This window comes from Streptomyces sp. MAI_2237 (assembly GCF_054189285.1).
Map to the genome: position 1 here is coordinate 498,181 of NZ_JAJPGQ010000005.1, position 12,204 is coordinate 510,384.

Annotated in this window: 12 protein-coding genes; 8 read left to right on the forward strand and 4 right to left on the reverse strand. The window is 73.8% G+C overall.

The features are described from left to right. The first annotated feature begins 8 nt into the window (after window positions 1-8). Window positions 9-488, forward strand: a complete 480-nt coding sequence (locus LN251_RS30535) for an MSMEG_6728 family protein (protein ID WP_458247394.1) — start codon at window positions 9-11, stop codon at window positions 486-488. A 16-nt stretch (window positions 489-504) separates the two neighbouring features. Here the strand turns inward: LN251_RS30535 and LN251_RS30540 are convergent, their stop codons facing one another. The 4 genes from LN251_RS30540 to LN251_RS30555 all read right to left on the reverse strand — a co-directional run bounded on the left by LN251_RS30540 (window position 505) and on the right by LN251_RS30555 (window position 4,718). Then, a complete protein-coding gene (locus LN251_RS30540; protein WP_458247395.1) occupies window positions 505-2,073 on the reverse strand; it encodes an FAD-dependent oxidoreductase in 1,569 nt (522 codons plus the stop codon). Next, window positions 2,070-2,804: a class I SAM-dependent methyltransferase gene (locus tag LN251_RS30545; protein WP_458247396.1), complete on the reverse strand. Its 735-nt coding sequence runs from the start codon at window positions 2,802-2,804 to the stop codon at window positions 2,070-2,072. The genes LN251_RS30540 and LN251_RS30545 overlap by 4 nt, the downstream gene beginning before the upstream one ends. 42 nt (window positions 2,805-2,846) lie before the next feature. Then, on the reverse strand, window positions 2,847-4,040 hold the full coding sequence (locus tag LN251_RS30550) for a lycopene cyclase family protein (RefSeq protein WP_458247397.1): 1,194 nt from the start codon (window positions 4,038-4,040) through the stop codon (window positions 2,847-2,849). Between the two features lie 78 nt (window positions 4,041-4,118). Beyond that, window positions 4,119-4,718 (reverse strand): sigma-70 family RNA polymerase sigma factor, encoded by a 600-nt coding sequence (locus tag LN251_RS30555; protein WP_458247398.1) that lies wholly within the window; start codon window positions 4,716-4,718, stop codon window positions 4,119-4,121. A gap of 338 nt (window positions 4,719-5,056) precedes the next feature. Here LN251_RS30555 and LN251_RS30560 point away from each other — a divergent pair, with 338 nt between their 5' ends. From LN251_RS30560 to LN251_RS30590, 7 genes are all read left to right on the forward strand, one after another. After that, complete coding sequence (locus LN251_RS30560) at window positions 5,057-6,298, forward strand: polyprenyl synthetase family protein (protein ID WP_458247399.1); 1,242 nt, start codon at window positions 5,057-5,059, stop codon at window positions 6,296-6,298. Next, the gene (gene crtI / locus LN251_RS30565) at window positions 6,295-7,839 is read left to right on the forward strand and encodes a phytoene desaturase family protein (RefSeq protein WP_458247400.1); all 1,545 of its coding nucleotides are present in this window, start codon (window positions 6,295-6,297) and stop codon (window positions 7,837-7,839) included. The genes LN251_RS30560 and crtI overlap by 4 nt, the downstream gene beginning before the upstream one ends. Further along, complete coding sequence (locus LN251_RS30570) at window positions 7,836-8,867, forward strand: phytoene/squalene synthase family protein (RefSeq protein ID WP_458247401.1); 1,032 nt, start codon at window positions 7,836-7,838, stop codon at window positions 8,865-8,867. The genes crtI and LN251_RS30570 overlap by 4 nt, the downstream gene beginning before the upstream one ends. Further along, window positions 8,864-9,859: a DUF5914 domain-containing protein gene (locus LN251_RS30575; protein ID WP_458247402.1), complete on the forward strand. Its 996-nt coding sequence runs from the start codon at window positions 8,864-8,866 to the stop codon at window positions 9,857-9,859. The genes LN251_RS30570 and LN251_RS30575 overlap by 4 nt, the downstream gene beginning before the upstream one ends. A 125-nt stretch (window positions 9,860-9,984) precedes the next feature. Next, window positions 9,985-10,155: a DUF5670 family protein gene (locus tag LN251_RS30580; protein WP_058927432.1), complete on the forward strand. Its 171-nt coding sequence runs from the start codon at window positions 9,985-9,987 to the stop codon at window positions 10,153-10,155. A 157-nt stretch (window positions 10,156-10,312) separates the two neighbouring features. Beyond that, on the forward strand, window positions 10,313-11,200 hold the full coding sequence (locus LN251_RS30585; protein WP_458247403.1) for an oxygenase MpaB family protein: 888 nt from the start codon (window positions 10,313-10,315) through the stop codon (window positions 11,198-11,200). 78 nt (window positions 11,201-11,278) lie between these two features. After that, window positions 11,279-12,148: an alpha/beta fold hydrolase gene (locus LN251_RS30590; RefSeq protein ID WP_458247404.1), complete on the forward strand. Its 870-nt coding sequence runs from the start codon at window positions 11,279-11,281 to the stop codon at window positions 12,146-12,148. Window positions 12,149-12,204 lie beyond the last annotated feature (56 nt).

The following is a 12,204-nucleotide window of genomic DNA, read 5'->3' on the forward strand; positions in this document are numbered from 1 at the left end:
CGACCACCATGCAGACGTTCCTGCCCGACCCGGACTTCAGGGCCTCGGCTCTCCTGCTGGACCGCCGCCGCCTGGGCAAGCAGCGCGTCGAGGCCCTTCAGGTGCTGCGGGGGCTGACCGTGCCGGGCTACGGCTGGCGCCGCCACCCCGCCGTGAAGATGTGGACCGGCTACGAGGAGGCGCTGGTCCGCTACGGCCTGGAGATCTGCCGCGTGTGGCGCGAGCAGGGGCACCAGGACAGCTGCGCCGCCTCCCTCGTCGCCGGACTCGCGGCGCACCGCCCCGGGGCGCCCGTGCGTGACCAGGCGGACCTGGCCGCCGGCCGGGAGCTGCCGCCCTGGCTCGGCGACGAGGCCTTCCACCGCAGTCACCGCTCGGCCCTCGTGCGCAAGGACCCGGAGGTCTACGCCGACCTGTTTCCCGGCGTGCCCGACGATCTGCCCTATGTGTGGCCCGCCTCGGACCGCCAGGACGTGCCCGCGGGCTGAACCGGCCGGGCCGCGCTCACGGGCGCGGCCCGGCATCCTGCCCGCGGGCGGCCAAGGCGCGCAGCAGCCTGCTGCGGCCGCGGTCGGGCACGGTCCACAGCGGGTGGCCGCGCACGCCCCAGGACTGCAGAAGGACGTTGGCCGCCATGAATCCGCTGGTCGCGGCCCGTTCCATCAGGGCGACCGGCAGGTCCGTACGCACCAGATCGCCCGCGAGGACCAGGCCGTCGTGCGGGGTGCGCACGCCCGGGCGGTCGTCGTAGCCGCCGACCGGGAACAGCGGACAGTCCTGACGCCACTCGTGCCGTTCGTCGAGGATCCGCGCGTGGCGGGTCTCGGGGTACACCCGCCACAGCTCCTCCCTCAGGCGCTTGCCCTCCACCTCGGGGTCGCCGCCCTCGGGCAGCGCGTAGCCGTGCAGTTCGACGACGGAGCCGCCGGTGCGGGTGGCCCAGCCTGCGGCCTCGCCCTCCCAGCGCTCCAGCACGCTGACGTTGTCCAGCGGCCCGTATCCGGCGGTACCCAGGAACCCGGGCCGGCGTCGGTCCACGGGCCGGTCCAGCCAGAGGCGGGAGACGAGGAACGGTGGCGCGGTGCGCAGCCGGTGGACGCGTTCGCGCCAGGCGGTGTCGGACAGCCCGGGCGAGCGGCCGACCAGCGAGCGCAGTCCGGGTGTGTCGAGGGCCAGGACGACCGTGTCGTGCCGTGTCGCGCGCCCGTCGGCCAGGACCGTGAAAGCGCCGTCCTCGGTGGGCGCCACCTGGTCGACGGCCGTCGAGGTGCGCAGGATGGCCCCGTGCCCGCGCAGATGGTTCGCCAGGGGCTCCCACAGGCTGGTCGGGAACGGCTCCCGGGGCACGTCGAAGAGCAGTCCCTCGGCGCTGCCGAGGAAGTAGATGTGGAACATCAGGACCATCTCGGCGGCCGACAGCTCCCTGGGGTCGGCGAAGAAGCTGCGCGAGAAGACCTCGAAGGCCAGGTGCCGTGCGGCCCGCGGGAAGCGCAGGGACTCCAGGAAGTCCTGGGCGCTGACGGTGTCGAGCCGCTCGTAGACCTCCGGGACGCGGACGTCGAGCAGCGGGAGCGCGGCGGCCGGGTTCATGCGGACCAGGTCCCGCGAGCGGAAGGACGGGCTGAGCGCCACGAAGCCCATCGCGCTCAGCGGCGGGGTGCGCGGAACCCTGCGGAAGCTGTCGTGCAGTCCGGCGCCGTGGCGCAGCGGATAGTCCGGCAGACCGGTGAAGCCGGCCAGCTTCGGGTCGGTACGGCTCAACAGGGCGCGCAGGTTGTAGTACTGGCGGAAGAACGCGTGGAAGCCGCGGCTCATGGTCGCGGTGGACCCGTCGTACAGCTCGACCTGCCAGCCGCCCACGCGACCGCCCAGGTAGGGCTCGCGTTCGTACAGCGTGACCTCGACGCCGCGTTCGGCGAGGGCGGTCGCGGCGGCCAGCCCCGCGATGCCGCCGCCCACCACGGCCGTGGTGCGCGGTGGTCCGCTCAGCCGGGCCGCGCCGGGCGGCGCGGGCAGGTGCACGGCACGACGGTCCCGGCCGGGGTGGGCGCCGCGCGCCGTCGGGCCGGTCATCGCGCGGTCCGCGCCGTGGCGCCGGCACGCCGGCCGACGACGGTGTGGGTGATGCCGGTCTGCCAGCCGGGCAAAGGAAGGGCACGCACCCGGTCGAAACCGGTGGCCCGCAGCCGGTCGGCGAACGCGTCGACGGTGTCGAAGTCGACGACGCTGCGCCACAGGTGGCGATACAGCTCGCCGTCGCCCAGCGCGGTGGCGACGGGCAGCACCAGCCCCCGGCACACGGCCGTCCACACCGCGCGGTGGACCGGGCGGCCGCTGAGGGTGTACTCGTGCACGGCGAGCCGCCCGTGCGGGGCGAGCAGGTCGTAGAAGACGGTGGACAGCACGGCGTCGGGGTCCGAGACGTTGCGGAAGAGGTAGGCGGCGAACACCGCGTCGAAGGGGCCCTCGACGCCCGCGTCGGCAAGTTTCTCCGCCGGGGCGCACACGAACCTGACGTTCTCCGGCCAGGGCTTGGCCGCGGCACGCTCCAGCATTCCGGCGGAGGCGTCCACGGCCGTGATGTCGGCGTCGGGCAGGACGCTGTGGAGGGCCGCGGTGGACGCTCCCGTGCCGCAGCCGAGGTCCAGGACGCGCAGCCCGCGGCCGGGGCCGGGCAGACCCAGCCTGCGGGCGGAGCGGCGCAGATGGGCGTGGTAGCCGGGGTTGGCCGCCACCAGCGTGTCGTACGAGTGCGCCGCATGGTCGAACGCGGTGGCCAGGTCCGCGTCGCGCAGCAGGGTCATGCGTTCTCCTGGGTCGGTGGGGTGGGCGGGGCGCACCGCGGTTCAGGAACCGGTGAAGGGGCGCCGGGGCAGCCGCGGGACCTCCGCGGCCGCGCGGAGCATGGGCAGGACAGGGGTGTGCAGGCCGATGCCGAGGTCCTCGGGCAGCCGGGTGGTGCCGTCCAGGAAGCGCAGCAGTCGCGCCATGGGGACGCGGGCGAACAGGCCGGAGAAGAACGCGGCGCCGTCGACCAGGCCGCTGTCGAGTGCGTGCAGCAGTACGGCGTCCATGGCGCGCGAGCGGGCCGAGTGGGGCTGCGGCGGCACCGGGCGGCGCCCGTGGCGCAGAGCGGCGGCGACGGCCGCGGTCTGGCGCTGGAGGCCGGCGAAGGTGTAGCCGGTCGAGGGCCGGGTGGCTCCGCCGGCCGCGCCGATGCGGAAGACGGACGGCGCCGTCTGGCGCGCGAAAGGGGCGTCGGTCATGGGGATGACGCCGGTCTCGGTCCCGACGATCTCGTAGTCCTTCAGGCCGAGGACGGAGTCGGTGTAATGGCTCAGCGCGGCGTCGTAGGCGTCCTGGGACAGGACGGAAGGCGAGAACTCCGTGTACTCCACCAGGGCCTGCCGTGTGCCGGTGGGCAGGACGTAGCCGAAGGAGAGGCCTTTGGCGGGCTGGGCCGTGCGGAAGTCCATGAGGTCGGCGCGGGACGGGTCGAAGACCGGGCGGTGGGTGCGCAGGAACCAGCCGCGGAAGTGCTGGAGGAGGGTGGTGCGTGCGGCGGGCAGGCTGCCGGGCGGGCGGGAGTCGAACACCCAGCGGGCCCGCACGGACCGTTCCCGGCCGTCCGCGGCGCGGGCGTGGATCTCGGCGCCCTGCGGAAGTGATTCGATGTGGTCGACCGCGGCCTCCAGGCGCTCCACGCGGCCGCTGCGCGCGAGATCGCGCGCGACGAGGGCCTCGAAGTCCTCGGAGCGGATCATCTTGTAGCTCAGGGGCGAGATGTCGTCCTCGATGGGCTCTCCCGCGGGCGGGTGCACGCGCAGGCGCCGCCAGGACGCGGTCAGGGCGGCGTCGTAGCGTCCGCGGCCCGCTTCCCAGAAGCACCAGGTGCGCTGGGGCGGCCGCAGCGGGCCGGGTGGGGCGTCCAGCAGGATCGCGGACGGGGGACGGCCGCCGGTGAGGGGTCGGGACAGCCGGTGGGCCAGGGACAGCCCCGCCGCTCCGGCTCCGATGATGGCGACCTCCGCCTCGAGCACGTCCGCCTCAGCCCCTCTCGTGTCACTGCTCGGCCTGTCGACAACATTTCCGGAGCGGTACCCGTGCGGATGCGTTGGTCACCTGCCCGTGCGGGGTGAATTTTCGGCGTCGTCCGTGTCGAGGCGGCGGGCGAGGCGGTGCAGCCCCCGCCGGACGTGGCTCTTGACGGTGCCCAGCGGCCATCCGGTGAGCTGGGCGATCTGGGTCTGGGTCAGGTCGTCGTGGAAGGCGAGGTTGAGCACGCGGCGTTGCGGGGCGGGCAGCCGTGACAGTTCGTCGTCCAGGAGCACGCGGTCCAGCGACGCCTCCGGCCGCACCGTCTCCTGGGGAGCCGCCACCATCAGTCTGGCACCGGCGGCGGCGACGAGTTCGGAGCGCCGGGTGCGCGCCGCGAGCGCGTCGGCGATCTTCCGGCGGGTGATGCCCACCAGCCAGCCCGGCAAGGTGCCGCGGTCGGGAGCGAATCCGGCGCGGCCCCGCCACGCCGCGAGGAAGACCATCTGGGTGACGTCCTCCGCGTCCCTCGCGTCTCCCAGCGAGCGCATGGCGAGGCCGTACACGAGCGAGCGCCAGCGGTCGTGCACGACCTCCAGGCATGCCTCGTCGCCGGCGAGGAACCCGTCGACGAGTTCGGCGTCGTCGAGGAGGTCTGCGCTGATCTGGGGGGCGGTCGTCATGACTACTCCTCTGCATCGCCGGTTGCCCCGCCTGGAGCGACGGTGACTGCTCCACCCTCCGAAATCGATGCAGCGAGAACAACTTGCATCGTCTGTGCGTCGAAAAATGCGCCCTGTGATCGCCGCCCACCCGTGTCACATTCGCGAACAGAACCCGTGCACGCCCCGACCCGGCAGCTCACCGGCCAGAAGGTGTGTTCGCGCAAGCACAGCGGCCGAAACCCTGCCCACCTACATGTCGTTTTCCGGATCGCACCGCATCCGTCTTGCGCGCCCGGCCGGAACCCATGACGACGAAGCCAGCTCTGATCACGAGGATCTCGATGACGGGAACCGGCATGAGCCCCACCGCGGCACAGGAACACCGCCCCCACGGCACTCGACGGCACAGCGCACATCCGACCGGATCGGACGCTCTGCGCGCCGTCGACGCGGACGTGCCGGGCGCCGTACGCGGTGTGCTCGCCGACCTGCTCGCCCGGCGGCTCTCGGCGGCCGAAGCCGTCGATCCGCTCTTCGCGCGGGACCTGGCCGCCCGCGTCGCCCGCTTCACGGAGGACGGCGGCAAGTTCAGCCGCTCCAGCCTGGTGTGGTGGGGGATGCGCGCCTGCGGCGGCGACCCGTCGATGCTGCGGCCCGCCCTGCGCATAGGTGCCGCCCTGGAACTGATCCAGACCTGCGCCCTGGTCCACGACGACGTGATGGACGGCGCGCCCCTGCGCCGTGGACGCCCCTCGCTGCACGCCGAGATAGCGGACCGGTACGCGAGCGAGACCTCCGGTCCACGCGCCGCGCGCCTCGGGCAGGCGTCCGCGATCCTGGCCGGCGATCTCGCCCTGGCCTGGGCGGACGACGTCGTGGCGGACACCGAGCTGCCCCCGGCCACCGCCCGGGAGGTACGGGACCTGTGGCGCACCATGCGCATGGAGATGGTCGCCGGGCAGTACCTCGACCTCCACGGCGAGGCGACCTCGGCGCGCTCACTCTCCCGGGCGATCCGCGCCGCCTGCCTCAAGAGCGCCCTGTACTCCGTGGAGCGCCCCCTCGCGCTGGGGGCCGCGCTGGCGGGAGCCACCCCCACCACGACACGCGCCCTGTGCTCGGCCGGCCGCTGCGTCGGCATCGCCTTCCAACTGCGTGACGACCTCCTCGACGTCTACGGCGACCCCCGCGACACCGGCAAACCCCCGGGCGGCGACATCCGCAGCGGCAAACCCACCTACCTCGCCGCCGTCGCCGAGGCGCGGGCCGAGTCCGCGGGCGACCGGCACGCCCTCGCCGTCCTGCGGACGTCTCTCGGCCGGGCCGACCTCTGCGAGGACGAACTGGCCGCCGTACGCGAGGTGTTCGAGGTCACCGGGGCACGCAGCACCGTCGAGGCCAAGATCGAACGGCTCGTGGCCCAGGGCCTGCGCCACCTCGACGGCGCACTGCTCGCACCGCATGCCGGAAACCGGCTCCGCGCGCTGCTGCGCTCCGCGGCCGGCACCCCGCCACCGCAGGCGCCCGACGCCACCCCGGACGACGTCGTCCCCGTATCCCTGTCGCTGACCACCGCGGAAGAAGGGGCCCGCCGATGACCCGAACCGTTCCCGGCCGCACCGACCACGTCGTCGTCGTGGGCGCCGGCCTGTCCGGACTGGCGGCGGCCCTGCACCTGCTCGGCGCCGGCCGCCGGGTCACCGTGGTGGAGCGCGACGCCACACCCGGCGGCCGCGCCGGACGGCTGGTGCGCCACGGCTACCACATCGACACCGGCCCCACCGTGCTGACCATGCCCGACCTCGCCGACGAGGCCTTCGCCGCCGTCGGCGAGAGCCTGTACGACCGCGTCGACCTGGTGCCCCTGCACCCGGCCTACCGGGCGCGGTTCGCCGACGGCAGCACGCTGGACGTGCACACCGACGCCGCGGCGATGGAGGCGGAGGTCGAACGCTTCGCCGGGGCGCGCGAGGCCGCCGGGTACCGCAGGCTGCGCGTCTGGCTGGAGAAGCTCTACCGGGCACAGCTGCGGCGCTTCATCGACGTCAACTTCGACTCCCCGCTGCAACTGCTCACCCCCGACCTCGGCCGGCTGGCCGCACTCGGTGGATTCGGCCGCCTGGACGCGCGCATCGGCCGCTTCCTCGACGACGAGCGACTGCGCCGGGTGTTCTCCTTCCAGTCGCTGTACGCGGGGGTGGCGCCGGAACGCGCCCTCGCCGCCTACGCGGTCATCGCCTACATGGACACCGTGGCCGGCGTGTACTTCCCACGCGGCGGCATGCACGCCCTCCCCCAGGCCATGGCGGACGCCGCCGAGGCGGCGGGAGCCGACCTGCGCTTCGGCCAGAACGTCACCCGTCTGGAGCGTTCCGGGGACCGCGTCACGGCCGTCGTCACCGAGGACGAGCGGATCCCCTGCGACGCCGTCGTCCTGACCCCCGACCTGCCCGTCACCTACCGCCTGCTCGGACACGTCCCCCGACGGCCGCTGTCCCTGCGCTTCTCCCCCTCCGCCGTGATCCTGCACGCCGGCACCGACCGCACCTGGCCGTGGCTCGCCCACCACACCATCTCCTTCGGCGCGGCCTGGCAGCGCACCTTCCGCGAACTCACCCAGACCGGACGCCTGATGAGCGACCCCTCCCTGCTCATCACCCGCCCCACCACCACCGACCCCACCCTCGCGCCACCCGGCCGCCACCTGCACTACATCCTCGCCCCCTGCCCGAACACCCAACTCGGCCCGAGTGCCACCGCCTGGGGCGACCTCGCCGCCGACTACCGGCACGACCTGCTCACCGAACTCGAGCGGCGCGGCATGGACGGCATCGCGTCCTCCATCGAGGAACAGTGCCTGGTCACCCCGGCCGACTGGCACGCGCAGGGACACGCGGCCGGCACCCCCTTCTCCGCCGCCCACACCTTCGCCCAGACCGGGCCGTTCCGACCGCGCAACCTGCTGCGCGGCACCGTCAACGCGGTCCTCGCCGGCTGCGGCACCACGCCGGGCGTCGGCGTACCGACCGTGCTGCTGTCGGGCAAGCTGGCCGCGGCGCGGATCACCGGCGGCCATGCCTCCCCTCGCGCCGGTGTCCGCCCGCGGCCTGCCGCCCGCCGGGAAGGGAGGCCCGCGTGACGGACCGCGAACTCGACGCAGCCGGCATCACCGACCCCGGCCTGCGCCAGGCGTACACCCGGTGCCGGCGGCTGAACGCCCGGCACGGCAAGACGTACTTCCTCGCCACCCGCCTCCTGCCGGTGCGGCGCCGGTCCGCCGTGCACGCCCTGTACGGATTCGCCCGCTGGGCCGACGACATCGTCGACACCCTCGACCCGGCCGCCACGGACCAGGACCGCCGGGCCCAGCTGACCCGTCTGCAGCAGGACCTGCTGGCCGGACTGCGCGACGGCGACAGTGCCGAACCCGTCGTCCGCGCCCTGGCCGACACCGCCCGCCGCTACGCCATCGACCACCGGTACTTCACCGACTTCATGGCCGCGATGCGCGCCGACCTCGACGTCACCGACTACGCCACCTACGCGGACCTGCGCCGCTACACCTACGGCTCGGCCGAGGTGATCGGGCTGCAGATGCTTCCGGTCCTCGGCACGGTCGTACCGCGCGAGGAAGCGGCACCGCACGCGGCGGCGCTGGGCGTGGCCTTCCAGCTCACCAACTTCCTGCGGGACGTCGGTGAGGACCTCGACCGCGGCCGCGTCTACCTGCCCGCCGACCTGCTGGCCGCACACGACGTGGACCGGCCGCTGCTGCGCTGGAGCCGCGACACCGGGCGGACCGACCGGCGCATCACCGCCGCCCTGCGTGAGTTCGCGGAGCTGAACCGCCGGGTCTACGACGAGGCGGCCCCCGGCCTGGCCATGCTCGAACCGGTGTCACGCCCCTGCATCCGCACGGCGTTCGTCCTCTACGGCGGAATCCTGGACGCCGTCGCCGAGGACGGCTACCGCTCGGTGCAGCGCCGGGCGGTGGTCTCCCGCCGCCGACGCGCCGCCGTGGCCCTCGACGGCCTGACCCGCGTCGTGGTCGCCCGGCTGCGCAGCCGGGCGACCGCGGTCCCCGCCCCTCCCCCGCACCCCGCGCCGCCCGCACCGGTGGTCACGCCCACGCCCGAGCCGATGCACGAGCACGAGAAGGTCACATGAAGCCGCGCCGCTACCCCCTCTCCCTGCGGCGGAACCCGCCACGCTGGGAGAAGCAGCAGCCCACCTGGCGCCAGGCCCGTCCCGGTGCCATCGCCGAGGCCCTGAAGCGGGCCCAGGCCCGTCCGTCCGGCAACTGGTACGTCGTCGGCGCGACCCGTGACGTACGCGAGGACCGGCCGCTGTCCGGCACGGTGGCCGGACACGAGATCGTGGTCTGGCGGGCCGCCGACGGGCGCCTCGTCGCGGGCCCCGGCATCTGCCCGCACCTGGGCGCGCCGCTCGCCGAGAGCCCGGTGCGCTGCGGCACGCTGGTGTGCCACTGGCACGGCATGGCCCTGAAGGGCACGTCGTTCGCCGGCTGGGACCCGGTGCCGGTGCACGACGACGGGGTTCTCGTCTGGGTGCGCCTGGACGCGGTCGGCGGCGAGGAACCGCTGGAGGCGCCCGTCGTCCCCGCGCGCCCCCCGCTGTCGGGTTCCGTCGCCGCCGTGTACAGCGGAATCGGGATCTGCGAGCCCGAGGACATCGTCGCCAACCGGCTCGACCCCTGGCACGGAGCCTGGTTCCACCCGCACTCCTTCGTCGACCTGACCGTGGCCCACGCGCCCGACGCGGACACGCCGGACGACGACGGGTTCACCGTCGACGTCTCCTTCAAGGTCGCCGGACGGCTGGTCGTCCCGGTACGCGCGGTGTTCACCAGTCCCGAACCGCGCACGATCGTCATGCGCATCACCGAGGGCGAGGGCCGCGGATCCGTCGTCGAGACGCACGCCACGCCCCTCGGGCCGGACGAGCGGGGGCGGCCGCGCACCGCCGTCGTGGAGGCGGTCGTGGCCTCCTCGGAGCGTCCCGGCTTCGCCGTGGCCCGCACGGCGGCACCGGTGCTGCGCCGGTTCATGGTGTCGGCGGCCGGCCGGCTCTGGCGCGAGGACCTGGCCTACGCGGAGCGCCGCTGGCTGCTGCGCTCCACCGGCCGCTTTCCCGGCTGATCCGGCGGAGGAAGGGCGATGCGAAAACAGAGCGAATTCCCGGCCGAGCCCGGATCAAACAACTGTGAATTCCCTGCTTAGGGCGCATCTTCCGGGGCACATGAAGCGCCGGAGGTGGACAACAAATGGTTCCTTTGCTTCTTGTTCTGCTGCTTGCTCTGATTCTTTTCGGTGCCGGTTTCGCCCTCAAGGCACTGTGGTGGATCGCGGTCATCGTCCTGGTGCTGTGGCTGCTGGGGTTCGTGGTCCGGCCGGCCGGAAACGGCGGCCGCAAGGGCCGCTGGTACCGCTGGTAGGGAAAGCGGCACGACAGAGCGGGTCCGCGGCTGCCCAGCCGACGGACCCGCTCGTCCGTTCTCCGGCGTCCCCGCTGTTCCGCCCGCCCGGACCACCCTCCGACACTGGAGGCCCCGCTTCACCTCAACCAGCGACCGAGAGAAGGGCCCTCGGCTGATGAGACTGCTTCCTTTCGGCGGCCCAGGGCTGCGACAGCAGCTGGGCCAAGGCCTCTTCACCCGTGTCGCCGGGCCCGACGGCCCGCGCAACCGCGCCCGCATCCACGGCACGCCCGGCCCGCGCTGGTTCGGTCCGGAGCGGCCCATCCGGCGGGTGCACGCTGACGCGTCGATGTTCATCGGCGGACTGTCCGCCCTGCTCCTGCAGTCCCTGCATCCGCACGCCATGGCGGCCGTCGCCGCTCACTCCGGCTACCGCGGCGACCCGTGGGGCCGGCTGCAGCGCACGAGCACCTTCCTCGCCACGACCACCTTCGGGACGGTCGAGCACGCACAGGAGGCCTGCGCCCAGGTCCGGGCGGTGCACGAACGCGTCCGGGGCTTCACCCCCGACGGCGACGCCTACCACGCCGCCGATCCGCATCTGCTCGGCTGGGTGCACGCCGCCGAGGTCGACAGCTTCCTGCGCGCGCACCAGCGCTTCGGCACCGCGCCCCTTTCCGACGACGGCTGCGACGGCTACATCGCCGACGCCGCGCGCATCGCCACCGAGCTGGGCGTGCTCGACCCGCCCCGCGACCGCGCGGAGCTCGCGCGCCTCCTCGACGCCTACCGTCCGGAGCTGCGGGCCTCCCCGCAGGCCAGGGAGGCCGCCCGCTTCCTGCTGCTCAACCCGCCCGTGCCGCTCGCCGCCCGGCTTCCCTACGGAGTGCTGGCCGCCAACGCCGTCTCCCTGCTGCCCGACTGGGCCGCCCGCGAACTGCGCCTGCCCAGGCTGCCGTTGGTCGACGAGTGGTGTGTCCGGCCGCTGGGGCAGGCCGTCACCTCGGCGGTCCGCTGGGCCATGGCACCGTCGCGGCCGGTGACGGCTGCGCCCGTGAGCTGACGGCCTCGCCGGGCCGTGTGCCGCACCGGCTGCGGGGTACCGGGGAGGCTCGGTCGGCAGGAGCGGGAGGGCACAGCCTTGTTCGAGGACTTCGAGACCAGGCAGGTGGACGTCGGCGAGGCGTCGGCCTTCGTCCGGTACGGCGGGCAGGGACCCGCGGTGGTGCTGCTCCACGGCCATCCCCGCACGTCCGCGACCTGGCACCGGGTCGCCCCGCGCCTCGTCCGGCGCGGCTTCACCGTCGTCTGCCCCGACCTGCGCGGATATGGCCGGTCGACCGGCCCGGAGCCCACCGCGGACCATGCCGTGCACTCCAAGCGGGCCGTCGCCGGGGACGTGGTCGCGGTCATGCGCGCCCTGGGCCACGACCGGTTCGCGCTGGCCGGGCACGATCGCGGAGGCGCCGTCGCCCTGCGCCTGGTCCTCGACCATCCGGACGTCGTCTCGCGCGTGGCGCTGATCGACTGCCTGCCCATCACGGAGCATCTGTCCCGGATCACCGCCGAGTTCGCCACCCAGTGGTGGCACTGGTTCTTCTTCGCGCAGCCGGACATTCCCGAGCGCGTCATCAACGCCGATCCCGACAGCTGGTACCGCGGCGACCCGCACCGCATGGGACGCGAGAACCACGACGAGTGGCGGGCGGCCATGAGGAATCCCGACGTGGTGCGGGCCATGCTGGAGGACTACCGGGCCGGGCTGACCGTCGACAGACAGCACGAGGACAAGGACCGCGCCGCCGGAGTGCGTATCGGCTGCCCGGCCCTGATCCTGTGGTCGCTGCAGGACGATCTCGAGGACCTCTACGGCGACCCGCTGAAGATCTGGCAGCAGTGGGCGGTGGACGTCCGCGGCCACGGCATCGACTCCGGGCACCACATCGCCGAACAGGCCCCTCAGACCCTCGCGTCCGCACTGGCGGACTTCTTCACCGGGCGCACCGAGTGAGACGTACGACGACGCGCGACCCGTTTCCACCAGCGGGTGCCGGGCACCCTGTGGCC

Coding starts and splice junctions, on each gene's coding strand:
- LN251_RS30585 (WP_458247403.1), top strand. CDS start 10,313: ATGAGACTGCTTCCTTTCGGCGGCCCAGGGCTGCGACAGCAGCTGGGC.
- crtI (WP_458247400.1), top strand. CDS start 6,295: ATGACCCGAACCGTTCCCGGCCGCACCGACCACGTCGTCGTCGTGGGC.
- LN251_RS30580 (WP_058927432.1), top strand. CDS start 9,985: ATGGTTCCTTTGCTTCTTGTTCTGCTGCTTGCTCTGATTCTTTTCGGT.
- LN251_RS30535 (WP_458247394.1), top strand. CDS start 9: ATGCAGACGTTCCTGCCCGACCCGGACTTCAGGGCCTCGGCTCTCCTG.
- LN251_RS30545 (WP_458247396.1), bottom strand. CDS start 2,804: ATGACCCTGCTGCGCGACGCGGACCTGGCCACCGCGTTCGACCATGCG.
- LN251_RS30555 (WP_458247398.1), bottom strand. CDS start 4,718: ATGACGACCGCCCCCCAGATCAGCGCAGACCTCCTCGACGACGCCGAA.
- LN251_RS30575 (WP_458247402.1), top strand. CDS start 8,864: ATGAAGCCGCGCCGCTACCCCCTCTCCCTGCGGCGGAACCCGCCACGC.
- LN251_RS30540 (WP_458247395.1), bottom strand. CDS start 2,073: ATGACCGGCCCGACGGCGCGCGGCGCCCACCCCGGCCGGGACCGTCGT.
- LN251_RS30560 (WP_458247399.1), top strand. CDS start 5,057: ATGAGCCCCACCGCGGCACAGGAACACCGCCCCCACGGCACTCGACGG.